At 66.3% G+C, this 22098-nt stretch carries 24 protein-coding genes; 14 read left to right on the top strand and 10 right to left on the bottom strand.

Annotated features, from left to right (window positions below):
• The first annotated feature begins 14 nt into the window (after positions 1–14).
• Positions 15–959, top strand: a complete 945-nt coding sequence (gene trxB / locus MJ122_RS04865) for a thioredoxin-disulfide reductase (protein ID WP_239742599.1) — start codon at positions 15–17, stop codon at positions 957–959.
• Between the two features lie 210 nt (positions 960–1169).
• On the opposite strand, the gene MJ122_RS04860 is transcribed toward trxB, so the two are convergent.
• The 5 genes from MJ122_RS04860 to folM form a co-directional block, all read right to left on the bottom strand.
• Positions 1170–1508: a HopJ type III effector protein gene (locus MJ122_RS04860; protein WP_017519090.1), complete on the bottom strand. Its 339-nt coding sequence runs from the start codon at positions 1506–1508 to the stop codon at positions 1170–1172.
• A gap of 12 nt (positions 1509–1520) precedes the next feature.
• Positions 1521–1832 (bottom strand): DUF1244 domain-containing protein, encoded by a 312-nt coding sequence (locus MJ122_RS04855; protein ID WP_017519089.1) that lies wholly within the window; start codon positions 1830–1832, stop codon positions 1521–1523.
• Between the two features lie 136 nt (positions 1833–1968).
• On the bottom strand, positions 1969–2340 hold the full coding sequence (gene folX / locus MJ122_RS04850) for a dihydroneopterin triphosphate 2'-epimerase (RefSeq protein ID WP_017519088.1): 372 nt from the start codon (positions 2338–2340) through the stop codon (positions 1969–1971).
• A 1-nt stretch (position 2341) separates the two neighbouring features.
• Positions 2342–2902: a GTP cyclohydrolase I FolE gene (gene folE, locus MJ122_RS04845; protein WP_017519087.1), complete on the bottom strand. Its 561-nt coding sequence runs from the start codon at positions 2900–2902 to the stop codon at positions 2342–2344.
• Between the two features lie 32 nt (positions 2903–2934).
• Positions 2935–3660 (bottom strand): dihydromonapterin reductase, encoded by a 726-nt coding sequence (gene folM / locus MJ122_RS04840; protein WP_239742597.1) that lies wholly within the window; start codon positions 3658–3660, stop codon positions 2935–2937.
• 145 nt (positions 3661–3805) lie between these two features.
• On the opposite strand from folM, the gene MJ122_RS04835 reads away from it, so the two are divergent.
• Genes MJ122_RS04835 through MJ122_RS04825 form a run of 3 tightly spaced genes read left to right on the top strand, consistent with a single transcriptional unit; the run spans position 3806 to position 5802 of the window.
• The gene (locus MJ122_RS04835; protein WP_017519085.1) at positions 3806–4261 is read left to right on the top strand and encodes a flavodoxin; all 456 of its coding nucleotides are present in this window, start codon (positions 3806–3808) and stop codon (positions 4259–4261) included.
• Positions 4261–4728, top strand: coding sequence for a cupin domain-containing protein (locus tag MJ122_RS04830; RefSeq protein ID WP_239742595.1), 468 nt, complete (start codon positions 4261–4263; stop codon positions 4726–4728). The genes MJ122_RS04835 and MJ122_RS04830 overlap by 1 nt, the downstream gene beginning before the upstream one ends.
• 9 nt (positions 4729–4737) lie before the next feature.
• Positions 4738–5802 carry a hypothetical protein gene (locus MJ122_RS04825; RefSeq protein WP_239742593.1) on the top strand — a complete coding sequence of 355 codons (1065 nt, stop codon included), beginning with the start codon at positions 4738–4740 and terminating at the stop codon, positions 5800–5802.
• Positions 5803–5809: 7 nt separating this feature from the next.
• Here the strand turns inward: MJ122_RS04825 and MJ122_RS04820 are convergent, their stop codons facing one another.
• The gene (locus MJ122_RS04820) at positions 5810–6706 is read right to left on the bottom strand and encodes a LysR family transcriptional regulator (protein WP_239742591.1); all 897 of its coding nucleotides are present in this window, start codon (positions 6704–6706) and stop codon (positions 5810–5812) included.
• A 113-nt stretch (positions 6707–6819) separates the two neighbouring features.
• Here MJ122_RS04820 and MJ122_RS04815 point away from each other — a divergent pair, with 113 nt between their 5' ends.
• Both MJ122_RS04815 and MJ122_RS04810 read left to right on the top strand, forming a co-directional pair.
• Positions 6820–7197 carry a CidA/LrgA family protein gene (locus MJ122_RS04815; RefSeq protein ID WP_239742589.1) on the top strand — a complete coding sequence of 126 codons (378 nt, stop codon included), beginning with the start codon at positions 6820–6822 and terminating at the stop codon, positions 7195–7197.
• Positions 7184–7870 (top strand): LrgB family protein, encoded by a 687-nt coding sequence (locus tag MJ122_RS04810; RefSeq protein WP_239742587.1) that lies wholly within the window; start codon positions 7184–7186, stop codon positions 7868–7870. Before MJ122_RS04815 ends, MJ122_RS04810 begins: the two co-directional genes overlap by 14 nt.
• A 3-nt stretch (positions 7871–7873) precedes the next feature.
• Here the strand turns inward: MJ122_RS04810 and MJ122_RS04805 are convergent, their stop codons facing one another.
• Positions 7874–8587, bottom strand: a complete 714-nt coding sequence (locus tag MJ122_RS04805; RefSeq protein ID WP_239742586.1) for a WbqC family protein — start codon at positions 8585–8587, stop codon at positions 7874–7876.
• Positions 8588–9009: 422 nt separating this feature from the next.
• Here MJ122_RS04805 and MJ122_RS04800 point away from each other — a divergent pair, with 422 nt between their 5' ends.
• The 5 genes from MJ122_RS04800 to MJ122_RS04780 all read left to right on the top strand — a co-directional run bounded on the left by MJ122_RS04800 (position 9010) and on the right by MJ122_RS04780 (position 12980).
• Positions 9010–9792, top strand: coding sequence for a class II aldolase/adducin family protein (locus MJ122_RS04800; protein WP_239742584.1), 783 nt, complete (start codon positions 9010–9012; stop codon positions 9790–9792).
• Positions 9792–10670 (top strand): alpha/beta hydrolase, encoded by an 879-nt coding sequence (locus MJ122_RS04795; RefSeq protein WP_239742582.1) that lies wholly within the window; start codon positions 9792–9794, stop codon positions 10668–10670. Before MJ122_RS04800 ends, MJ122_RS04795 begins: the two co-directional genes overlap by 1 nt.
• A 99-nt stretch (positions 10671–10769) precedes the next feature.
• The gene (locus MJ122_RS04790; RefSeq protein WP_017519076.1) at positions 10770–11063 is read left to right on the top strand and encodes a hypothetical protein; all 294 of its coding nucleotides are present in this window, start codon (positions 10770–10772) and stop codon (positions 11061–11063) included.
• 112 nt (positions 11064–11175) lie between these two features.
• The gene (locus MJ122_RS04785; RefSeq protein ID WP_088419395.1) at positions 11176–12087 is read left to right on the top strand and encodes an SDR family oxidoreductase; all 912 of its coding nucleotides are present in this window, start codon (positions 11176–11178) and stop codon (positions 12085–12087) included.
• A gap of 125 nt (positions 12088–12212) precedes the next feature.
• Positions 12213–12980 (top strand): crotonase/enoyl-CoA hydratase family protein, encoded by a 768-nt coding sequence (locus MJ122_RS04780; protein ID WP_088419397.1) that lies wholly within the window; start codon positions 12213–12215, stop codon positions 12978–12980.
• A gap of 197 nt (positions 12981–13177) precedes the next feature.
• Here the strand turns inward: MJ122_RS04780 and MJ122_RS04775 are convergent, their stop codons facing one another.
• The 3 genes from MJ122_RS04775 to MJ122_RS04765 form a co-directional block, all read right to left on the bottom strand.
• Positions 13178–13525 (bottom strand): cupin domain-containing protein, encoded by a 348-nt coding sequence (locus tag MJ122_RS04775; protein ID WP_239742581.1) that lies wholly within the window; start codon positions 13523–13525, stop codon positions 13178–13180.
• A gap of 58 nt (positions 13526–13583) precedes the next feature.
• Positions 13584–15005 carry an FAD-binding oxidoreductase gene (locus tag MJ122_RS04770; RefSeq protein WP_088419401.1) on the bottom strand — a complete coding sequence of 474 codons (1422 nt, stop codon included), beginning with the start codon at positions 15003–15005 and terminating at the stop codon, positions 13584–13586.
• A 113-nt stretch (positions 15006–15118) separates the two neighbouring features.
• The gene (locus tag MJ122_RS04765) at positions 15119–15934 is read right to left on the bottom strand and encodes a nuclear transport factor 2 family protein (protein ID WP_088419403.1); all 816 of its coding nucleotides are present in this window, start codon (positions 15932–15934) and stop codon (positions 15119–15121) included.
• 240 nt (positions 15935–16174) lie between these two features.
• Here MJ122_RS04765 and MJ122_RS04760 point away from each other — a divergent pair, with 240 nt between their 5' ends.
• The 3 genes from MJ122_RS04760 (at position 16175) to MJ122_RS04750 (ending at position 22082) form a co-directional block, all read left to right on the top strand.
• The gene (locus MJ122_RS04760) at positions 16175–17968 is read left to right on the top strand and encodes a DUF1302 domain-containing protein (protein ID WP_088419405.1); all 1794 of its coding nucleotides are present in this window, start codon (positions 16175–16177) and stop codon (positions 17966–17968) included.
• Between the two features lie 22 nt (positions 17969–17990).
• Positions 17991–19361 (top strand): DUF1329 domain-containing protein, encoded by a 1371-nt coding sequence (locus tag MJ122_RS04755; protein ID WP_239742579.1) that lies wholly within the window; start codon positions 17991–17993, stop codon positions 19359–19361.
• A gap of 192 nt (positions 19362–19553) precedes the next feature.
• Positions 19554–22082: a LuxR C-terminal-related transcriptional regulator gene (locus MJ122_RS04750; protein WP_239742577.1), complete on the top strand. Its 2529-nt coding sequence runs from the start codon at positions 19554–19556 to the stop codon at positions 22080–22082.
• Positions 22083–22098 lie beyond the last annotated feature (16 nt).

The raw sequence follows: 22098 nt of genomic DNA, 5'->3' as shown, positions 1-22098 counted from the left end.
TACTGGAGGCTGTCATGTCCGATCGTCATGCGCGCGTCATCATTCTGGGTTCCGGTCCGGCCGGCTACAGCGCCGCCGTCTACGCCGCCCGCGCCAATCTCAAGCCGCTGCTGATCACCGGGATGCAGGCCGGCGGCCAACTGACCACCACTACCGAGGTCGACAACTGGCCGGGCGACCCGCACGGCCTGACCGGCCCGGCACTGATGCAGCGCATGCAGGAACACGCCGAGCGCTTCGAGACCGAGATCGTCTTTGACCACATCCATGGCGTGGACCTGGCCGGCAAGCCCTTCGTACTCAAGGGCGATAGCGGCACCTACACCGCCGATGCGCTGATCATCGCCACTGGCGCCAGCGCGCGTTACCTGGGGCTGCCCTCGGAAGAGCGCTTCATGGGCAAGGGCGTGTCCGCTTGCGCCACTTGCGACGGGTTCTTCTACCGCAATCGCGAAGTAGCGGTGGTGGGCGGCGGCAACACCGCCGTGGAGGAGGCCCTGTACCTCGCCAATATCGCCAGCAAGGTGACCCTGGTGCACCGCCGCGACAGCTTCCGCGCCGAGAAGATCCTGCAGGACAAGCTGCGTGCCCGCATCGCCGAGGGCAAGATCGAATTGCGCCTGAATGCGCAGGTGGAGGAAGTGCTGGGCGACGACATGGGCGTCACCGGCGTGCGCCTGCGCCACAATGATGGCGAGGCTTCGGAGCTGAAGGTCGACGGCCTGTTCGTCGCCATCGGCCACACACCCAACACTTCGCTGTTCGAAGGCCAGCTCGATCTGAAGGATGGCTACCTGGTGGTCAGCGGCAGTCGTGATGGCAACGCCACCGCCACCAATATCCCCGGCGTCTTCGCCGCTGGCGATGTGGCCGACCATGTCTACCGCCAGGCCATCACCTCCGCCGGCGCCGGTTGCATGGCCGCGCTGGACGTTGAACGTTACCTGGATTCCCTGTAACGGCCCGAAGAGCCGGCGTGCAGGAAGGGGCCCCGCTTGGCGGGGCCTTTTTCTGTGCGGGCCGAACGTACTCTTTGTAGGGGCGAGCTTGCTCGCGAACCGCTTGGCACCCTGCCTGGCAATTTCGCTGCTAGCCTTGCCGGATGACGCCAGGTGTTCGCCCAAGAAAAAGCCCCGCATCAGCGGGGCTTTTCATCGAGCCAGGCGGCCTCAGCCGCGGCGCGACAGCGGCTGACGCTCGAAGTTGACGCCGGCCAGGCCCGTGCTCAGCAGGGCGCGTATGTTGGCATGGTCGGTGCCTTCGGGATTGTCGCGCACGGCGCGGTAGTGCTCGCCAAAGGCCAGAAGCGACTCTTCCTGGCTCAGGCCTTCGAGAATCGCGAAGCCCAGGGTCTTGCAGGAACCTTCGTTCTGCCCGGCGGGGTTTTCCACGCTGCCGTTGGTGAAGGCGCTGGGGGTGTAGCTGTAGTGCTCGGCGATGTACGCCAGGGTATCGGTGAACAGGTGCTGCTCGCTGCGCAGACGCGAGCGGAAATCGTTGAGGGTCATCAAGGCAAACTCTTAGTGTTTCTTCGCGGTATCGAAGGCCGCCTGTTGCTCGGGCGAGGCTTCCGTCTGGTACTTGGCCTTCCATTCGGCGTAAGGCATGCCGTAGATCTCTTCGCGGGCCTGGTCCGGGCTGACCGGCAGGTCCATGTCGTCCGCGGCCGCCTTGTACCATTTGGACAGGCAGTTGCGGCAGAACCCGGCAAGATTCATCAGATCGATGTTCTGCACATCCTTGCGGGTACGCAGGTGCTGCACCAGGGTGCGGAACGCGGCGGCTTCAAGTTCGGTGCGCTGCTCGTCGGTCAGGTTCATCGGCTCGGTCATGGCATGTCTCTCTACTAAGGCGCATCAGAGGCGCATGGCGGGGCTGGCGAGATTCTAAGAGGCGGGCGATCTGCCAGCAACGCCCGTTGGCCGACTGGCACGGGCGTGCAGGGTGGCTGCTGGGTAACTTCGCGGCTCAGCGCTGGGCGGCCAGGGCGATGGATACCGACTCGGCGAAGCGCAGGGCGTGGGGCTTGTCGACTTCCACCTCGGCGTAGCGCACGGCCGGGTTGGCCATGACCAGGTCGAGCAGTTCCTGGGTCAGGCGCTCGAGCAGGGCGAAACGGTTTTCCTCGACGTGGGCGATGATCGCCTTGGTGATGGTGCGGTAGTTCAGCGCGTGATCGATGTCGTTGACCTGCACCGCATCGCCAGCCGGGTAGAGGATGGTGAGGTTGATCAGCACATCCTGCTTGTTGAGGATTTCCTCCTCCTTGATGCCGATGTAGGTGCGCACGCGCAGGTCCTTGACCCGGATTCGCGCCATGCCCGGCTGCAATTGCGTCATATCACTTGCTCCGTCCGATCAGTTGCAGGAATTCCTGGCGGGTATTGGTGGATGCGCGGAAGGCGCCGAGCATCACCGAGGTGTTCATCACCGAGTTCTGCTTCTCCACTCCGCGCATCATCATGCACATGTGCTGCGCCTCGATCACCACCGCCACGCCGGCGGCACTGGTGACCTGCTGGACTGCCTCGGCGATCTGCCGGGTCAGGCTTTCCTGGATCTGCAGGCGGCGCGCGAACATGTCGACGATGCGTGCGACCTTCGACAGGCCCAGCACCTTGCCGGTGGGAATGTACGCCACGTGGGCCTTGCCGATGAAGGGCAGCAGGTGATGTTCGCACAGCGAGTAGAGCTCGATGTCCTTCACGATCACCATTTCGTCATTGTCCGAGGCGAACAGCGCGCCGTTGACGATCTCCTCCAGCGTCTGCCCATAGCCGTGGCAGAGGTACTGCATGGCCTTGGCCGCGCGCTTGGGAGTGTCCAGCAGGCCTTCGCGGGTCGGGTCTTCGCCGAGCCCTTTGAGAATCTCACGGTAGTGGTGAGACATGTCTTCGATCATGGTGGGAGTTCCTCGCGCCCGCGCCGGGCGGGTCATTTGAGGTGCCGGCCGCCGTTGACGGTGAGGGTAGTGCCGGTCACGTAGGGGCTGTCGAGCAGGTAGCGCACGCTCTGGTAGATCACGTCCGGGCCGGGCTCGATGCCCATGGCGGATTTCGCCAGGGTGCGGGCGCGGTAGGCGTCGTCGTCGCCTTCGTTGAACAGGATCAGTGCCGGCGCGATGCCGTTGACCTTGATACGCGGCGCAAGGCTCGCGGCGAAGGACAGGGTGAGGTTGTCCAGGCCGGCCTTGCTGGCGCAATAGGCGATGCGGTTGGCGCTGCCCTTGCGGGCGACGTCGTCGGAGAGGTGGATGATATCCGCCGGGGCCCCGCGCGCGGTCGCGTCGCGTTCGAGCAGGGGCGCGCAGCGCAGGTTGATCAGGTAGGGCGCGAGCATGTGCAGGCGGAACAGCGATTCGAAAGCCTGGGCCTCCTCGCCGGGGGTGTCGCCGATCCAGGCCGAGGCGTTGTGGATGATCGCGCGCAGGCGATTGGTATGGGACTTCAGTTGGTCGACGAAGGCGAGGATGCCGGCTTCGTCGGCCAGTTCGGCGTGCAGGCAGGTGGCGCCCAGTTCACGCAGTTCGGCAATGCCGGGCTTGTCCTGGCGATAGCTGACGATGACCGGCTGGCCGTCCCCCAGCAGGCGTTTCGCGCTATGCAGGCCGATGCGCTGGCTGGCGCCGGTGATCAGGATGGGGGCTGGGGTCTGGCCCATGCGCGCCTCGCGAAAATCCACTTCAGGGAGCGCCGCGGCGGACAATGTCCTAGCGGCCGGGTAGGGCAAAACTATACCAGCCCCGGCGCGGTGCGGCACGAATGGGGCATAATGGGCGGCCTTGTCTTGCCTTGTGGGAGTGAACATGAAAGTCGCCATTGTGTCCGGCTCGGTCTACGGCACCGCCGAAGAAGTCGCGCGCCATGCCAGGCGCCTGCTCGAAGCCGCCGGCTTCGAAGCCTGGTACGACCCGCGTGCAACCCTGGACGCCATGCTCGAGTTCGCCCCTGAAGCCTTCCTGGTGGTGACTGCCACCACTGGCATGGGCGACCTGCCCGACAGCTTCCAGCCGCTGTTCCATGCCATCCGCGACCGCCTGCCGGGCGAGTGGCGCGGCCGCCCGGGCGCTGTGCTGGCGCTGGGCGACTCCAGCTACGGCGATACCTACTGCGGCGGTGGCGAGCAGGTGCGTGAACTGTTCGCCGAACTGGGTGTGCAGGAAGTGGTGCCGATGCTGCGCCTGGATGGCAGCGAGACGGTGGACCAGGAAACCGATTCCGAACCGTGGCTGGCCGATTTCATCGCCGCGCTGAAGGCCTGATGCATCCGCGCGCCCGCTTTCTGATCGACACCCTGCAGCTCGCCCCGCATCCCGAGGGCGGCTTCTACCGGCGGGTGTTCGAATCGGGGCTCGTGGGCGCCGCTGGCCGGCTGCAGTCCTCGGCCATCCTCTTCCTTTTACCCGCCGGCACCGTCAGCCGCTGGCACCGCGTGGACGCCGACGAGCTCTGGCATTTCCACGAAGGCAGCCCGCTGGAGTTATTGATCGCCGAGCGGGCGGATGCCGAGGTACGTCGTGAAACGCTTGGCCCGGTGGGCGAGGGCAGCCTGCCGCAGCGCGCCGTGCCCGCCCATGCCTGGCAAGCGGCGCGTTGCCTGGGAGATTACGTGCTGGTGGGTTGCACTGTGTCGCCGGCTTTCGAGTTCGCCGGTTTCAAGTTGCTCGCCGACGATGGCCAGGCGCAGCGGGAATGGCCGCGCCTGATGGAGTTCACCGATCTGCTCTGAGGGACAAGGATGATCCCGGTACCGCTGTTTTCCCCGGCCCTGCTGATCACGCTCGGCGTGTCCGCACTGGCCGTCCTGGCCCTGCTGCTGTGGCTGCTGGCCTTGTGCTTGTTCCTCCGCGCGCGCCAGGGGTGGAGGCGCCACCGTACGGTTTCCTGGAGCCTGCTGGTGGTGCTGCTGGTGCTGTGTATTCCGCAGGCCTACATGGCTTACGTCTGGCATGTGGTTGGCGAGGAGATGCGGCAGGAAGAGGCGGCCCGTCACCCGACGCTCACTGAGCCGGCGCGCATCCGCGGCCTCGACGTGCCGGCCGGCTCGCGCCTGTCGTTGCCCGGCTCCCATGATTGGCAGGCCGCCGAGGAGGTCGAGTTTCCGGTGCCGACACCGGTTCACGGGATTCCCGCGCTCTCCGTGCGCTTCAGCTTCACCTGGGACGAGCAGGCGCCAGCGGGCGCTTCGGTGGAGTTGCCCGTCCATGAATTGCGCATCGCCGCGCCGGCCTCGGTCGATGGCTGGCACTGCGGCCCGCAGGCGCCTCTGCGCCTGGCGATGCGGGCGGAGTCGGAAGTCCTGCTGATGGGCTGCCAGATTGCGGCGGGCAATCATGCTGCCGGCCTGGATATTCCGACGGACAGCGAACTGATGCGCTACACCACGACCTACGGCGATGGCTTGCGCGACGCTGACGTCTGGCGCATCGACGTCCACACGCCGCTGCAGTTGGCGCAGCTGCCCCTGTCCGGCGTCACCCTGCTGCTGGACCGCGAGCGCAGGCTGTATGGCTTCGAGAGCGCCAACCTGGCGCGGGATTTCACCCTGGGCGAGATCAGCTACCCCGCCGGGACACAGGTTCAGTCGGTCAATCGCACCCTGCGTGACCGCGCTCCGGGCGCATGGCTGTTCACTCCCGTGAATGGCAAGGCAGCGCGGCGAGCGGACGGCGCGACGATCGCCGAAGGCATGACCGTGGTCCAGCAGCCTGACGGGCGCATCGAAGCCGAGTTGCCCAACGATAAGGCCGGCGTGATCGTCTTCGACACTTTCGACTTCTCGCCGGGGGACTCGGGTTCGTAAGCCCGCTTCACTCCGAGCCCTGCGGATGCAGCGGCATCTCCACCATCAACGCCAGCCAGGCCTTCGCCGCGTTCGACAGGTAGGCATCGCGGCGCCAGATGAAGCTGATGTCCCAGCGCAGGTCCGGCTGGCTCAGCAGTACGCGCACCAGCCCCGGCCGCTCAAGGTCCTTCGCCACCACCCGGGGCAGCAGCACTGCGCCTTGCCCGGCGGCGACCAGCGCGCCGAGGAAGTCCGCCTGGCCGCTGCGGCCGCCTTCCTTCGGCTCGAAACCGACCTCGCGGCAGGCTCGCAGCAGCCGGTCGTTGAGGGTGAAGCTCTGCTGGTAGAGCAGGAAGGGCGTGTCGGAGAGCTCCGCGAGCTCCAGGCTCTCGCGCCCCGCCAGCGGGTGTGCGGCGGGCAGCAGCACATCCAGCGGCTCGTTGCAGAAGGGCTGCCAGTCGAAGCCGGGATCGTCCGGCGTGAGGCCGCCGCCCAGTTCCAGTTCACCGCTGTAGACCATCTCTTCCATGGTCTTGCTGCCGCCCTCGATCAGGTGCACGTCGATGTTCGGGTAGCGCCGCCGGTATTCGGCGAAACGTCCGGCGAACAAAGCATCGGCGCCGAGCAGCGGCAGGCCCAGGCGCAGTTCCCCGCGGTGCAGGTGGGTGAGGTCGTCCAGCTCGGTGTGCAGTTCGCGGCGCAGGCGCAGCATGTCCTCGGCGCGGCGCAGCACTACTTCGCCAGCGGCGGTCAGGCGCAAGTGCGGGCCGCTGCGCTCCAGCAGTTGTACGCGCAGGCTCTGCTCCAATTGCGCGACCTGCTTGCTCACCGCCGACTGGCTGGCGTTCAGGTGTACTGCCGCCTGGGTGAAACTGCCGTGGCGCACGACTTCGGCGAAGGTGCGCAGCTGCTTGAATTCCATTCTGGAATGGCTCCGATTCGATCTATTCGCTTTGGGGATGATAGGCGTGGGAGTAGGCTTTGCGCCATTCCCCATCGATTTTCCTTCCCGCTCAACGCATCGAGATCGCCGCCATGTTCCGCCGTGCCGCCCGCCTGATTTTCGAACTCGCCGTCCTTGCCGCCTTCTGGTGGGTGGGCGGCTGGATCGCCACGCTCAGCGGCCTGCCGCTGCCGGGCGGGGTGATCGGCCTGGCGCTGCTGCTGGTGCTGTTCGCCTGCGGGGCGATCCGCCCGGCTCTGCTGCAGGGCGGTGCCGGCCTGCTGCTGGCGGAGATGCTGCTGTTCTTCATCCCCGCGCTGATGAGCCTGCTGGACTACGGCCCGCTGCTGCGCAGCGAGGGCTGGAAGATTCTGCTGGTGATCACCGCCAGCACCGTGATGGTGATGCTCTCCACCGCCCTGGCAGTGGAATGGATGTGCAACAGGAGTTCGCGCCATGAGCCTCGATAAGCAAGCCCTGTTCTGGTTGGCCGTGACCCTGGGCGGGTATCTGCTCAGCCGTACCCTCTACCGTCGTTTCCAGCAGTACTGGCTGTCGCCCATCGTCTTCGTGCCGGGGCTGCTGTTTGCGCTGGCCATCCCTCTGCAGGCCCGCTACGCCGACTACGCCCGCGACACCAGCTGGCTGGTGGCTCTGCTCGGCCCGGCCACCGTGGCCTTTGCCATCCCGATCTGGCAGCAGCGCGCCTTGCTCGCCCGCCACTGGCCGGCGCTGCTGACCGGCATGCTGGCCGGCTCGACCATGGCCATCGGCAGTTCCTGGGCGCTGGCCCATGCGCTGGCGCTGGACGGCCAGGTGACCCTGTCGCTGATCCCGCGCTCGATCACCACCCCCTTCGCCATGGAAATGTCCCACGACCTGGGCGGCGTGCCGGCGCTGACGGCGGCCTTCGTGATGATCACCGGGGTGTTCGGCGCGCTGATCGGCGGCGTGCTGATGAAGCTGCTGCGCCTGCGTTCCGCCCTGGCCCGTGGCGCACTGCTGGGCGTCGGCGCCCACGGCGCGGGCACCAGCCGGGCCTACGAGTTCGGCGGTGAGGAGGGTTCGGCGGCCGGCCTGCTGATGGTCCTGACCGGGCTGTTCAACCTGCTGCTGGCGCCGGTCCTCGCGTGGTGCCTGTAAGGCCTAGCTCAGCTCGTAGGCATCGAGCATGCGCGAGACGTCGGCGGGGGAGTTGAACATCATCACGTCGATGATCGACAGGCCCGCCTCGAAGGTCGGGCGCTTCTGTTCGTAGGGCACCAGCTTGGGTTCCTGGAAGCGCAGGATCAGTCCGGCGGCGTCGTACTTGCGGCGATCGAAGAAGCTCTGCCCGCCCGGCGGGTTCCAGTACTCCTCTACCCCCCCCAGCGCCTTGCAGATGTTCAGCGCCCATTCGTCCGGCGCGGTCGGTCGCTCCATCGGCAGGTCCATGCGCGAGAGCACCGGCATCTGCCGAGGGAAGCCCAGGTAGGCGCAGGTCGCCTCCAGGGTGGCCTTGTTCAGCGAGACGATGTCCTGGAACGGGTGGTCGAGGGAGGCTGCGATCATCTCGCGCACGTCACGGTAGTAAGGCGCTACCTTGCGGTACACGTCCAGCTGGGAGAACAGGCTACGCCGCCAGTCCCGGCGGTTGTCGACCTGCACGTCGCAGATCAGCGTCTCGCGGTGGTGCTTGACCCGTGGCACGCGGATGTACAGCCAGCCGTCCTGCTGCTTGAGGATGCGGTTGCGCTCGATCCAGCCGTGATGGATGTACTGCACCGTATCGAACAGCACGAACAGGTCGGTGTGCTTGATCAGGCTGAAGTAGCCCAGGTATGGAAAGAAATAGGGCTGCATGATGGCGGTTCGTTTCACGTCGGCTGCCTCGTTGGCCGAACTGGAGTCTCCTCCCGACTCCCGGGTACTACGCGAGCGTGTTGCAAAAGATATTGCGAAATGTTTCCAAATGGGTTGGAGACGCCGCAAAGGGCGTCGGGGCAGGTGCGAAAATCGGGCACGCTTCCGCCAGCCCTGACGTGCGAGCTGGCTGCCGCACTGTCTGGATAGCGCTTCTGGAGGGGATCGCCATGGCGCCCGGGAATGCCGGCGCCGCTGCAGGCGACTGTGCCCACTATAGGTGGGGATATCGTCCGCGCAAGGCGGATTGGCAGCCCGCGCTTATAGGGGAACATTCGCCAGACGCTGACGCAGGACAACTGTCAGTTCCGTGACAGTCGCCGGGCCGCCGGGCTGACTAGACTGCGCCATCGGACAACAACAACGAAGAGGCTACCGACATGCACGCCGCTCACCCGCTGCCCACCGTGAACGTCAAGGACCAGGTCTCCGCCGCCGAATGGCAGACCCGCGTCGACCTCGCCGCCTGCTATCGGCTGATCGCCCTGCAGGGCTGGGACGATCTGATCTTCACCCACATTTCGGCCAAGGTCCCCGGCACCGAGGACTTCCTGATCAACCCCTACGGCATGATGTTCCACGAGATCACCGCCTCGAGCCTGGTGAAGGTGGACCTGTCGGGCAAGAAGCTGATGGACAGCCCCTACGACATCAACCCGGCGGGCTACACCATCCACAGCGCCATCCATGAAGTCCGCCACGACGTCGAATGCGTGCTGCATACGCACACTGCCGCCGGCATCGCCGTGTCCGCGCAGAAGCAGGGCCTGCTGCCGATTTCCCAGCAGTCGCTGTTCGTCCTCTCCAGCCTTGCCTACCACGGCTACGAGGGCGTGGCGTTGAACCATGACGAGAAGGCGCGCCTGCAGGCTGACCTGGGCGAAGCCAACTTCATGATCCTGCCCAACCACGGCCTGCTGACCTGCTCGGGCACCATCGCCGACACCTTCCTGATGATGTTCACGATGCAGCGCGCCTGCGAGATCCAGGTGCTGGCCCAGGGCGGCGGCGCCGAGCTGATCATGATCCCGCAACAGATCCTCGACGGCGCCCGCGCCATGGCTGCCGCCGTCACCAAGAGCAAGCAGGGCATGGGCGGCGCGCTGGCTTGGCCGGCGCTGCTGCGCAAGCTGGACCTGCAGAACCCTGGCTACCGCGACTGATGGCGCTGGCCGGCATCGCCCTGCGCGACTGGCGCGCGCAGGGCAGCGACTTCACCTTCCGTGGCCTGCCGATCCGCTATTGGAGTGCCGGCAGCGGCGCTCCGCTGCTGCTGATCCACGGTTTCCCCACTGCCTCCTGGGATTGGCACACCCTCTGGCAACCGCTGGCCGAGCGCTACCGGCTGATTGCCTGCGACATGCTCGGTTTCGGCGATTCCGCCAAACCCAGGGGGCACGACTACCGCATCCTCGAACAGGCCGACCTGCAACAGGCGCTGCTGCAGCACCTGGGCGTGCGCGAGCCGGTTCACCTGCTGGTGCACGACTACGGCAACAGCGTCGGCCAGGAGCTGCTGGCACGACACGAGGAGGGCGGCTTCGCCCTGGCCTCGCTGGTCTTCCTCAACGGCGGGCTGTTCCCGGAAACCCACCGCGCGGTGCTCTCGCAGAAGCTGCTGCTCGGCCCGTTCGGTTTCCTGTTCGGCCGGCTGTTCGACCGAAAGCGTCTGGCGCAGAACTTCGCCAGGGTGTTCGGCCCGCAGACCCAGCCGTCGGAGGCGGAGCTCGATGCCTTCTGGGAGCTGATCCGCCACAACGACGGGCCGCGCGTCATGCACCGGCTGATCCATTACATCCTCGACCGTCGCCGGCATCGCGAGCGCTGGGTGGGCGCAATGCAGCGCACTTCGGTACCGCTGCGCCTGATCGATGGACCGGAAGACCCGATCTCCGGCGCGCACATGGTGGTTCGCTACCGGGAGTTGATCCCGCAGCCGGATACCGTCGAACTGCCCGGTATCGGCCACTACCCGCAGGTCGAGGCGCCGGAGCAGGTGCTACAGCACTATCTGGCGTTCCGACAGGAACGGGCTCCTTAGGTACGGACCGATCCATCAGCAGTTTCGGAACTGACTGATAGATCACCCCTGAGCGGCAACGGTAGTTTCCCCGGCTTTGTCCAGCCGGAGGCCGCTGCCATGCCACTCAGATCCGTCATTCCCGTCCGCCAGCCGCAGGGTTCGCTGCTGTACCGGGCGTTGCTGCACTTGCGCCGGGACTTCGCCTTCATCGCCGTTCCCGTGCTGCTGGTGCTGGTCGCTATCTGCGCGGCCGGCGGCTATTACGCCTGGCTCACGCAGGACTGGGTGCCGGCCGCACTGGGCGCACTGGCGCTGCTGCCGGCCTTCGGCCTGCTGCTGTTCTGGAGCGAGTACGACTGGTGGCTGTTCAAGCTCGGCCCGCGCTCGGAGCTGAACCTGCCGATGCGCTGACGGATCATCCCCTGGCCTTATCGGGCACCATTCAGCCTTGGTCGTCTTGGTTGTGACCGGATCGTGACTGCCGGACACTCCGGGAAAAACCATCCTGCCTGGAGCCCCAATCATGAGTGATGCCCTGCACTTCGACGGAAAAGTCGTGATCGTTACCGGAGCCGGTGGCGGCATCGGCCGTGCCCACGCCCTGTTGTTCGCCAAGTACGGCGCCAAGGTGGTGGTGAACGACCTGGGCGGCAGCACCCATGGCGAAGGCGCCAACGCCTCGGCCGCCGACCGCGTGGTGGCGGAAATCCGTGAAGCCGGCGGCATCGCCATCGCCAACCATGACTCGGTGACCGACGGCGAGAAGATCGTCCGCCAGGCCGTCGAGGCGTTCGGTCGTATCGACGTGGTGGTGAACAACGCCGGCATCCTGCGCGACAAGACCTTCCACAAGATGGAAGACGCCGACTGGGACCTGGTCTACAAGGTCCACGTCGAAGGCGCCTACAAGGTGACCCGCGCGGCCTGGCCGTTCATGCGCGAGCAGGGCTACGGGCGGGTGATCTTCACTTCGTCCACCTCCGGCATCTACGGCAACTTCGGCCAGAGCAACTACGGCATGGCCAAGCTGGGTCTCTATGGCCTGACTCGCAACCTGGCCATCGAAGGCCGCAAGAACAATATCTTCGTCAACGCCATCGCCCCCACCGGCGGCACCCGCATGACCGAGGGCCTGATCCCGCCGCAGGTGTTCGAGGCGCTCAAGCCCGAACTGGTCAGCCCGCTGGTGGTGTACCTGGGCAGCGAGGCCTGCCAGGAAACCTCCGGCCTGTTCGAAGTCGGCGGCGGCTGGATCGGCAAGGTGCGCTGGGAGCGCAGCCTGGGCGTGGGCTTCGACCCGCGCGAAGGCTTCAGCGTCGAGGATGTGGCGGCCAACTTCGCGCAGATCTGCAACTTCGACAACGCCGTGCACCCCAAGGACAACGTCGAGGCGCTGCGCGAGATGATGGCCAACCTGCAGAAATACGCCGGTTGATCCGGCCAGGCTGACCGGCGGAACGGCCAGCGGGGCTGTTCCACGGCGGCGAACGCAGTAAGGTGAAAGGGCCGGCTCAAAACCGGCCCTTTCGCTTTTCTGATTCCTGGCCCTAGGAGTTCGCCATGAGCGTGATAATCCAGAAGAACGGCCCGGTGACCACCCTGGTCATCGCCCGCCCTGCGGTGCGTAACGCCGTGGACCTGCCCACCGCCCAGGCGCTGGCCGATGCCCTGCGCGATTTCGAACAGGACGAGGAAGCCCGTGTCGCCGTGCTCACCGGCGCCGGCGGGACTTTCTGCGCGGGGGCGGACCTGGCGGCGGTGGCCGAGGGCGGCGAGCGGCGCAACCGCCTGGAGATGGAAGGCGACGGGCCCATGGGGCCGAGCCGGATGCAGTTGTCCAAGCCGCTGATCGCTGCCATTGAAGGTTATGCCGTCGCCGGGGGACTCGAGCTGGCGTTGCTGGCGGATTTGCGGGTGATGGCAGAGGACGCGGTGTGCGGGGTGTTCTGCCGGCGCTTCGGCGTGCCGCTGATCGACGGCGGCACCGTGCGCTTGCCGCGCATCGTCGGCCAGGGGCGGGCGCTGGACCTGATCCTGACCGGTCGCCCGGTGGGCGCGCAGGAAGCTTTGGCGATGGGCTTGGCGAACCGCGTGGTGCCCAGCGCAACGGCATTGGAAGCGGCGGAAGAACTGGCTCGGGAGATTGCCGACTTCCCGCAGCGCTGCATGCTGGCTGACCGGGCGAGCGTGTTCGCGCAATGGGAGCTGTCGTTCGACGTGGCGCTGGCCAACGAATTCCAGGGTGGGATGGCGGTGATCGAAAGCGGCGAGACGGCGGACGGGGCGAAGCGTTTCGCCGGTGGGGAAGGGCGGCATGGGCAGTTCTGATGAACTGAGGGCAACCTGAGAGCTCCCTCTCCCTGAAGGGAGAGGGGACTGTCCAGCGCGGGCTGAAGAACCGACGCTCGCCGGCTGACTCCTTGGACGAGCCATCGCTGCAGACGGCTCCCTCTCCCTTCAGGGAGAGGGCGGGGGAGAGGGAAAAGCCCGGGCGCCGGGCTTACCCCTTACATCTCCAGACAAAATCAATCGCGCTCGATGATCACGTAGGTCTTGCGCGTGGTTTCCTGGATATCCCAGATGCCCAGGCTGTTCTGCGGCAGCAGGAAGGCGTCGCCGGCCTGGAAGGCGATCGGCTCGCCGCCGTCCGGGGTGAAGGTGCCGCGGCCGGAGATGAAGTGGCAGAACTCCTGCTCGACGATCTGCCGGCGCCAGCGCCCGGGAGTGCATTCCCAGATGCCGGTTTCCACGCGATCGGTGCGCTCGACGGATTCCACGCGGGTCTGGGAGACCGGCTCGCCCAGCGGCACGGCGACCGGGCTGGCTTCACCGAGTTCGGCGTGCAGGGTGTTTTTCAGGTGGGTCAGTTTCATACGGGGCTCCAGTGGGCTTTCTATCCGGGGACTGGCTGTTGGCAAGCCGGTCGGCGTTTCAGCCGACCTTCCAGGTCATCAGGTTTTCCATGCTGGCGGCGACCTTCTCGGCCAGCCGGCGGCGCCAGGGCGCGCTGTGCGGGTTGGCCAGCACATCGTCCTCGTGCACGAAGCTGCGGATGATGGCGTTGTAGCCCAGCCAGCGGCAGGGCTCCGGCTCCCAGCCGCGCAGGCCGTCCTGCACGCTGCGGTCGTTGATCACCCAGGGCTGGCGGGTGAGGGCGCTGTCCTGGCCGAGGATCAGGTCGGCGAGGGTGCGGCCGCCCAGGTTGGTGGCGCCTACGCCTTCGCCGCCATAGCCGCCGGAGAGGGCAATGCCGTTGCGGCGGTCGATCAGCATGTGCGGGTGGAAACGCCGCGACATGCCCAGGTTGCCGCCCCAGGTGTGGGTGATGCGCACGTCCTTGAGTTGCGGGAACAGCTCGCCAAACAGGTAGCGGCGCAGGCCGACTTCATCATCGGTCAGGCTGAAGTCGTTGCGCAGCTTGCCGCCGAAGCGGTAGCCGCCGCGGGCGCCGAAGGCCAGGCGGTTGTCCGGGGTGCGCTGGCCGTAGGTGACCTGGCGGCTGAATTCGCTGAAGGCCTGGCCCTTGTCGAGGCCGATTTCCGCCCACACCGATTCGGGTAGCGGCTCGGTGGCTACCAGCAGGCTCTGCACCGGCAACTGGTAGTTGCCCAGCGGCGGCAGGTCGGCGGCGTAGCCTTCGATGGCCGGCACTATCCAGTGAGCCTTCAGCTCACCCTGGGCGGTGCGCAGCAGGCCCGGCTGCCAGTGGGTGACGCGGCTCTTCTCGAAAATCTGCGTGCCCTGGCGCTCCACTGCGTGGGCCAGGCCACGCACCAGCTTGGCCGGGTCGATGGTGGCGCAGTGCGGGGTGTGGATGGCGCCCAGCGCGCTGGGAATGCGCAGTTGTTCGGCCAGCTCGCTCTTGCTCAGCCAGCGGTAGTCGTCCTCGGTCAGGCCCTCGGCATGCAGGTGGGCGAGGTACTCGCGCAGGCGGGTTTCCTGCTCCGGATAGCGCGCGGCGGTATAGAGCACGCCGCCCTTGCGGTAGTCGCAGTCGATGCCTTCGCGGTCGAGCACACGGGCCACTTCATCGGGGATGTCGTGCAGCAGGTCGTAGGACGCGCGGCGCTGCTCGGGCGACAGGCCGGCGAGCAGGCGGTCTTCGCCCAGCATGTTGCCCATCAGCCAGCCGCCGTTGCGACCCGAGGCGCCGAAGCCGGCAGTTTCGGCCTCGACGATGGCGATTTTCAGCTGCGGCGCGCGCAGTTTCAGGTAGTACGCGGTCCACAAGCCGGTATAGCCGGCGCCGGCGATGGCCACATCGACGTCCAGGGTGCCCTGCAGGGAGGGCCGCGGGACGAGATCATCGTCCAACTGGTTCATCCACAGACTGATATGACGCCATGCCGACATAGACGACTCCAAAAGGAAGAAGGGGGAATGTCGGCAAGCCTAGATTTGGCGCGGGGTTCTGTCGTGCGCGCGGGTACGCGAGGATTGCTCGCGTACCCGCCGGCAGGGGCGCGTCAGGCCTCCTGCTGTTCCTCGCGCAGGCGCTTGAGGTATTCGCGTGGCGACTGTCCGGTCTGCTGGCGGAAGCAGCGATAGAAGGCCGAAAGCGAGTTGAAGCCGGCGGAGAAGGCCAGCTCGTCGATCCGTGAAGGCAGCGGCGGGCGCAGCTGGCTGAGCAGATGGGTCAGGCGCGTCTGGTTGACGTATTGGTAGAAGCTCAGCCCCATCACCTGGTTGAGCAGGTAGGAAATCTGGTTGCGCGTGTAGCCGGTGGCGGTGGCCACCTGGGTCAGGTCCAGGTCCGGCGCGAGGTACGGCTGGCTCTTGCTGAAATAGTCTTCCAGGTCGCTGGCCAACTGGCTGAGCTGGCGCGGCGAAAGGCCAAGCCGGCTGGTGGCCGGGCGCGGGTCGACGGATTGCGGCCGGCTTTCACTGCCTTCGCGCACCACCGAGGCGTATTCGTTGATGCGCCAGATCAGGCCGTCGCGCACGGTGATCGCTTCGCTGGAATGAAAAGTCGCCAGGCGCCCGCTCAACGTCACCGCGATGCGGTACTGGATGAAGGCGGTGTCGCCGTCCACGCGGATGCGGTCGATGTGGTCGAGGAACTCTTCCGGGCGGCTGGGCATGGTGCTCTGCACGTAGTCGCGCAGGTCGGCGTAGCCCAGGGTGCGGTTCTGGAAGAAGTCGTTGTACTGCACCTGCGGGTGATACAGCGCGAGCACCGCTTCGAGGTCGCGATGCTTCCAGCACTGGTGGTAGCGCAGCACCACCTCGCGGGTCTGCTCGGTCAGGTGGCTGTCGGTCGGGCGTTGGTCGATGGCATGCATAGGGGGCTAAGGATGCCCCAGACCGCGCTTCTCGGGTAGTGGCAAAGCACTTACAAGCCCCGGGCACTATCCATCGTCTCGATGATTCGTCATCGCCTGCACCAATATCGCCCGCCAGGCGCCGTCCTAGAAGGGGGATTCACTCTTTCGGGCGACACGCCAAATACCACCTTGGAGCGCTTACTCCCCGTCAGGTCGCTCAGTAGGGTAAGGCCACCTAGACACCGTCAGGAGAGCCGCATGACAACAAAAACAAGGCGCGGATTCTTCCAACCGCAACTTCTCGCCACTGCTGTCGCCCTGGGATGCGCCACCCAGGCTCAGGCAATCAACTTCAACATCGGGGAGATCGAAGGGCAGTTCGATTCCAGCCTGTCCGTGGGGGCCAGCTGGAGTACGCAGAGCCCGAAGCAGGATCTGATCGGCGCCGCCAACGGCGGCCACGGCATGACCCAGACCAACGACGATGGCCGGCTGAACTTCCGCAAGGGGCATACCTTCTCGAAGATCTTCAAGGGCATCCACGACCTGGAGCTGAAGTACGGGGACTTCGGCGTGTTCACCCGGGGCAAGTACTGGTATGACTTCCGCCTGAAGGACGAAAGCACCGACTGGAAGCAGATTTCCGATGACGGCCGCAAGGAAGGCGCCAAGTCTTCCGGGGCGCAGCTGCTCGACGCCTTCGGCTACTACAACTACGCCATCGCCGACATGCCCGGCACCGTGCGGGTGGGCAAGCAGGTGGTGAGCTGGGGTGAAAGCACCTTCATCGGCAACAGCATCAACACCATCAACCCCATCGACGTTTCCGCCTTCCGCCGTCCCGGTTCGGAGATCAAGGAAGGCCTGATCCCGGTGAACATGCTGTACCTCTCGCAGAGCGTGACCGACTCGCTCTCCGTTGAAGGTTTCTACCAGCTGGAGTGGGACCAGACGGTGCTGGACAACTGCGGCACCTTCTTCTCCACCACCGACGTCGCCGCCGACGGTTGCAACACCAACTACAACATCCTCGATCCGGCCACGCTCAATACCCTGAACTCGCCGGGGATCCATTCGCTGCTCAACTCCATGGGTGTCACGGTCAATCAGGAAGGCCTGATGGTGCCGCGCGGCGCCGACCGCGATGCCCGCGATTCCGGCCAATGGGGCCTGGCCCTGCGCTGGCTGGGCGACGATGTGGAGTACGGCGCCTACGCCATGAACTACCACAGCCGCACGCCCATCGTGAGCATGCAGAACGCCGGCAGGGCCGACATCATCAATGCCCTGCGCGTATCGGCGCTGGCCCAGCCGATCCTGCTGGGGCGTGGCAGCTACTTCCTCGAATACCCCGAGGACATCCGCCTGTACGGCCTGAGCTTCTCCACCACCCTGCCCACCGGCACCGCGTGGAACGGCGAGATCAGCTACCGGCCGAACATGCCGCTGCAGCTCAACACCACCGACATGACCCCGTTGCTCGCCACCACCGTGGCCGGCGGGTTCGCAACCGGTGGCGTAGCAGGCGCCCTGGCCCAGGCCAACGCGGTCAACCACGGCTACATCCGCAAGGAAGTGACCCAGGCGCAGACCACCTTCACCCACTTCTTCGACCAGACCATGGGCGCGGACCGCCTGACCCTAGTGGGCGAAGTCGGCGTGACCTACGTCGGCGGCATGACCAATGAAGTCGGCGAGCGCTACGGCCGCGATTCGGTGTACGGCGTGCCGGAGAATGCCACCGCGCGCAACGAGTACGGCAGCGGCGGCTTCTATACCTCGTCTTCCTGGGGTTACCGCGGCCGCGCCATCTGGGACTACAACAACGTCTTCGCCGGGGTGAATCTCAAACCGAACGTGGCCTGGTCCCATGACGTGCACGGCTACGGCCCGGTCTTCAATGAAGGCAGCAAGGCCGCCAGCGTCGGACTCGATGCGGACTACCAGAACACCTACACCGCGAGCCTGAACTACACGAACTTCTTTGGCGGTGACTACAACACCATCGTCGACCGGGACTTCGTTTCGCTCAGCTTCGGCGTGAACTTCTGACCTGCCTGCTCAAGGAATCGACATGAGAACGACAAGAATCCTCCAATGCGGTGCGCTGGCCCTGAGCCTGCTGTCCTGCGGCGTGATGGCGGCGGTATCCGCCGATGAAGTGGCCAAGCTCGGCACCAGCCTCACGCCCATGGGCTCGCAGAAGGAAGGCAACGCCGATGGCAGCATCCCGGCCTGGACCGGCGGCATCTCCCGCACCGCCGGCAAGGTCGACGGCAAGGGCTTCCTCGCCGATCCCTTCGCCGACGAGAAACCGCTGTTCACCATCACCGCGCAGAACGCCGACCAGTACAAGGACAAGCTTTCCGCCGGCCAGCTGGCGATGTTCAAGCGCTACCCGGACAGCTACAAGATCCCGGTGTACAAGACCCACCGCAGCTTCGCCCTGCCCGATGACATCTACGGCGCGATCAAGCGTAGCGCCGAGTTCGTCCAGCCGATCAACGACGGCAATGGCCTGGAGAACTTCGAGAAGAGCCGCTACTACGCCTTCCCGCTGCCCAAGAACGGCGTGCAGGCGCTGTGGAACCACCTGACCCGCTACCACGGCGGCAACATCTCCCGCGTGGTGGTGCAGGTCGTGCCGCAGACCAACGGCAGCTACACGCCGATCCGCTTCGAGGAATCGATCGCGGTGCCGCAGAACATGGCTGACCAGGATGCCAGCAAGACCAGCAACATCCTCACCTACTTCAAGCAGCAGGTAACGGCTCCGGCGCGCCTGGCCGGTAACGTCCTGCTGGTGCACGAGACCCTGGACCAGGTGAAGGAGCCGCGCCTGGCGTGGATCTACAACGCCGGCCAGCGCCGCGTGCGCCGCGCACCGCAGGTGGCGTACGACGGCCCGGGCACCGCCTCGGACGGCATGCGTACCTCGGACAACTACGACATGTTCTCCGGCGCCCCGGACCGTTACGACTGGAAGCTGGTGGGCAAGCGCGAGATGTACATCCCGTACAACAGCTACCGCCTCAACTCGCCGATGCTCAAGTATGACGACATCGTCAAGCCGGGCCACATCAACCAGGACCTGACCCGTTACGAACTGCACCGTGTGTGGGAAGTGGTCGGCACCCTGAAGTCCGGCGAGCGCAACATCTACGGCCAGCGCCACTTCTACCTCGACGAGGACAGCTGGCAGATCGCCGTGTCCGAGCTGTACGACGGTCGTGGCCAGCTGTGGCGCGTCGGCGAAGGCCACTCGATGGTCTTCTATCCGGAACTGGCTACCGGCTACGCCGCCGAATCGCTGTACGACATCCTTGCCGGCCGCTACGTGACCTTCGGCCTCAACAACGAGGAGAAGCGTGGCTACGTGTTCGGCAACAAGGCCTCCATGGCCGACTTCACCCCGGCCGCGCTGCGTAACACCGGCGTGCGCTGAGTAACACTCCGCTCCTTGGCCCCGGCATCCCGCGTGGATGCCGGGTTTCTTTTTTTGCCCTTCGATGCGGCGCCATCTCTAGCACGGGCCTCAGAGCGGCCTGCGCTATATCGCGCCATGAGTCTGGCTGATGGTCCTTTGCCCGCTCCGCCCAGGGGCATAGTCTGGCCGGCAAATGGCCGGAAGAAGCCCATGTCGACAATCGCCCTGCACAGCGCGGCGCTGCCGCGACTGCCACGCCAGCATCTGCCCCGCGAACGGCTGCACGCCAGCCTGAGCACCACCGAATGCCGCCTGCGCCTGCTGGTGGCGCCGCCCGGCTGTGGCAAGACGGTGCTGATGAGCGAGTGCGCGCGCCTGGCGCCCGCCGGTACCCGCGTGGTCTGGCTGGGAATGGGCGGCCGCGGGCTTTCTCCCGAGCAATTCTGCGAACGGCTGGGCGAGGCGCTGGGCGTACCCTGGTCCGGCGAGGAAGCACTGTGTGCCTGGCTGGAGAACGCCAGCGAGCCGGTCTGGCTGATGCTCGATGACTATCCCCGCGCCCCCGATCCCGCCCTCGATGACTGCTTCGACCGCCTGCTCGCCGTTGCCTCGCCGCAGATCGGCTGGTGGCTGGCCAGCCGCCGCCGCCCCGCCTGCAACCTTACCCGCCTGCTGCTCGAAGGCGAACTGCTGGAACTGGGCGCCGCCGCCCTCGCGTTGACCCAGGGCGAGCTGGACACCTATCTGCACACCGCCGGCCTGGAATGGCCCCAGGCCCAGCGCCAGGCCCTGCAGGAAGCAACGCACGGCTGGTTTGCCGGCGTGCGCCTGCGCCTGCTCAGCCTGGGCAACGACTCCGTCGCTCCCTGTGCCACCCAGATGAGCAACGCCGGCATCGGCCTGCTGCAGGATTATCTGCAACGCGAAGTCCTGGCGAGCCTGCCGGCGGAGCTGGCGGAAACCCTCTGCGGCCTGGCGCAGATCAGCCGCTTCAATCGCGAACTGTGCGACTACCTGTTCGACGAACCCGGTCTTGCGCTGGACGGCCTGCAGGCCTGGGGCGTGCTGATCGAGCCGGTGGACAACACTCAGCACTGGTTCCAGGTCGCGCCCATGGTTGCGGCGGCGCTGGCCAGCCTGTCGCGCTGGCCTGCGGCCAACCTGCACCGGCGCGCCTGCCAGTGGTTCACCCAGTGCGGGGAGATCCATTCCGCTTTCGAGCACTCGCTCTACGCCGAGCAGCCGGACGTTTCCGCCAGCCTGTTGCAGCGCCTGACCGAGGAACAGCTGCTGCACGGCCGCAACGTCGAGCGCGTGCTGCAACTGCGCGAATCGCTGCCCGACGAGCTGCTGTGCAGCACGCCGCGCCTGCTGATCCTCAATGCCTGGACCCTGTTGTTCGTCGGTCGCCTGGACGACGTCGAGGCGCTGCTGACCGGTTTCGACCGCTTCCTGCCGATGCCTGGCGAACACCGTCAGCGCGCGCTGGTGGCCCAGTGGCAGGGGCTCAACGGCATGCTTACCCACGCGCGCGGACTGCCCGGCTCCCGCGAGCAACTGCGCGAGGCGCTGGCGCACCTGCCCGAGGATGCCTGGGCGCAGACGCTGATCTGCCTGTCCGCGCTGACCCAGCAGGCCCAGGCGGAGGGGCGGCTGGCCGAGGCGCGACTGATCAACCGCGAGGCGCTGCGGCGCGCTCGCCTGCAAGGCAGCACCACCTTCGAAGCGCTGCTGGAACTGGACCGTGCCCAATGGCTGGAACAGCGCGGCGAATTGCAGCGCGCCGACGCGTTGTTGGCGCGGGTGCAGGAATACCTTGACGAGATGCGCATCACCTGCAACGCCATGGCCGGTCGCGTCGCCCTGCGCCGCGGCTGGCTGTGCCTGCGCCAGGGCCGCGACGACGAGGCGCGCGAGCTGTTCATCGCCGGCCTCAACGAAACCCGCCGCAGCCACGACCCGAGCCTGATCTACGGCTTCACCGGCATGGCCTGGCTGGACGCACTGGATGGCGACACCGACGGCGCCTTCAGCCGACTGCTGGAGGTCGAGCGACTGATGCAGCTGCAACACGTGCCGGAGCCGATCTATCGCGGCCCGCTGCTGCTTGCCAGCGGCGCGCTGCACCTGCGTTTGAACCGGGCCGGCCCGGCGCGGGAAATCCTCCAGCGGGTCGCCTCGCGCTACCGCACCGATCGTCTCAGCCCGCCAGCGGCAGCGCCGGACCAGATCCTGCGGGTCGAGCATCACCTGGCGCTGGCCGAACTCTACGACGGCGACGTGGACGCCGCGCTGCAGCGTCTGCAGGGCCTGCTTCCCGACCTGCTGCGCCAAGGCCGCAATACTCTCGCCTGCGAAGTCTGGCTGGCACTGGCCGAGGGGCACTTCATCTCAGGCAATCTGGACGAGGCGCGTAGCTCGCTGGACGAGGGCGTCGCCCTGGCCCAGCGCTTCGGCCTGCTGTCCTCCCTGCACGAAACCCAGCGCCGCCAACCCGGCCTGTTCGGCCTGCGCCCCAACGCGGGTGAGATCGCCCCGAACAACCTGTTGAGCCTGCGAGAGCTCTCGGTGCTGGAGCTGATCGCGCGCGGTTGTTCGAACCTGGAGATCGGCGAGCGGCTGTACATTTCCCTGCACACGGTAAAAACCCACGCGCGTCGGATCAACGGCAAGCTCGGCGTGGAGCGCCGCACCCAGGCGGTGGCGAGAGCCAAGGAGCTTGGTCTGTTGAAGGTCTGAGGCCTGTTGAAAGTCC

Origin of the sequence: Pseudomonas sp. DP-17, assembly GCF_022380625.1 — a bacterium.
Classification (GTDB): Bacteria; Pseudomonadota; Gammaproteobacteria; order Pseudomonadales; family Pseudomonadaceae; genus Pseudomonas; species Pseudomonas nitroreducens_A.
This window is presented reverse-complemented; position numbering and strand designations above follow the sequence as displayed.

What these genes read in the sequence shown, in the direction of transcription:
- trxB (WP_239742599.1), top strand. Translation starts at nt 15, where the DNA reads ATGTCCGATCGTCATGCGCGCGTCATCATTCTGGGTTCCGGTCCGGCC.
- MJ122_RS04860 (WP_017519090.1), bottom strand. Translation starts at nt 1,508, where the DNA reads ATGACCCTCAACGATTTCCGCTCGCGTCTGCGCAGCGAGCAGCACCTG.
- MJ122_RS04855 (WP_017519089.1), bottom strand. Translation starts at nt 1,832, where the DNA reads ATGACCGAGCCGATGAACCTGACCGACGAGCAGCGCACCGAACTTGAA.
- folX (WP_017519088.1), bottom strand. Translation starts at nt 2,340, where the DNA reads ATGACGCAATTGCAGCCGGGCATGGCGCGAATCCGGGTCAAGGACCTG.
- folE (WP_017519087.1), bottom strand. Translation starts at nt 2,902, where the DNA reads ATGATCGAAGACATGTCTCACCACTACCGTGAGATTCTCAAAGGGCTC.
- folM (WP_239742597.1), bottom strand. Translation starts at nt 3,660, where the DNA reads ATGGGCCAGACCCCAGCCCCCATCCTGATCACCGGCGCCAGCCAGCGC.
- MJ122_RS04835 (WP_017519085.1), top strand. Translation starts at nt 3,806, where the DNA reads ATGAAAGTCGCCATTGTGTCCGGCTCGGTCTACGGCACCGCCGAAGAA.
- MJ122_RS04830 (WP_239742595.1), top strand. Translation starts at nt 4,261, where the DNA reads ATGCATCCGCGCGCCCGCTTTCTGATCGACACCCTGCAGCTCGCCCCG.
- MJ122_RS04825 (WP_239742593.1), top strand. Translation starts at nt 4,738, where the DNA reads ATGATCCCGGTACCGCTGTTTTCCCCGGCCCTGCTGATCACGCTCGGC.
- MJ122_RS04820 (WP_239742591.1), bottom strand. Translation starts at nt 6,706, where the DNA reads ATGGAATTCAAGCAGCTGCGCACCTTCGCCGAAGTCGTGCGCCACGGC.
- MJ122_RS04815 (WP_239742589.1), top strand. Translation starts at nt 6,820, where the DNA reads ATGTTCCGCCGTGCCGCCCGCCTGATTTTCGAACTCGCCGTCCTTGCC.
- MJ122_RS04810 (WP_239742587.1), top strand. Translation starts at nt 7,184, where the DNA reads ATGAGCCTCGATAAGCAAGCCCTGTTCTGGTTGGCCGTGACCCTGGGC.
- MJ122_RS04800 (WP_239742584.1), top strand. Translation starts at nt 9,010, where the DNA reads ATGCACGCCGCTCACCCGCTGCCCACCGTGAACGTCAAGGACCAGGTC.
- MJ122_RS04795 (WP_239742582.1), top strand. Translation starts at nt 9,792, where the DNA reads ATGGCGCTGGCCGGCATCGCCCTGCGCGACTGGCGCGCGCAGGGCAGC.
- MJ122_RS04790 (WP_017519076.1), top strand. Translation starts at nt 10,770, where the DNA reads ATGCCACTCAGATCCGTCATTCCCGTCCGCCAGCCGCAGGGTTCGCTG.
- MJ122_RS04785 (WP_088419395.1), top strand. Translation starts at nt 11,176, where the DNA reads ATGAGTGATGCCCTGCACTTCGACGGAAAAGTCGTGATCGTTACCGGA.
- MJ122_RS04780 (WP_088419397.1), top strand. Translation starts at nt 12,213, where the DNA reads ATGAGCGTGATAATCCAGAAGAACGGCCCGGTGACCACCCTGGTCATC.
- MJ122_RS04775 (WP_239742581.1), bottom strand. Translation starts at nt 13,525, where the DNA reads ATGAAACTGACCCACCTGAAAAACACCCTGCACGCCGAACTCGGTGAA.
- MJ122_RS04770 (WP_088419401.1), bottom strand. Translation starts at nt 15,005, where the DNA reads ATGTCGGCATGGCGTCATATCAGTCTGTGGATGAACCAGTTGGACGAT.
- MJ122_RS04765 (WP_088419403.1), bottom strand. Translation starts at nt 15,934, where the DNA reads ATGCATGCCATCGACCAACGCCCGACCGACAGCCACCTGACCGAGCAG.
- MJ122_RS04760 (WP_088419405.1), top strand. Translation starts at nt 16,175, where the DNA reads ATGACAACAAAAACAAGGCGCGGATTCTTCCAACCGCAACTTCTCGCC.
- MJ122_RS04755 (WP_239742579.1), top strand. Translation starts at nt 17,991, where the DNA reads ATGAGAACGACAAGAATCCTCCAATGCGGTGCGCTGGCCCTGAGCCTG.
- MJ122_RS04750 (WP_239742577.1), top strand. Translation starts at nt 19,554, where the DNA reads ATGTCGACAATCGCCCTGCACAGCGCGGCGCTGCCGCGACTGCCACGC.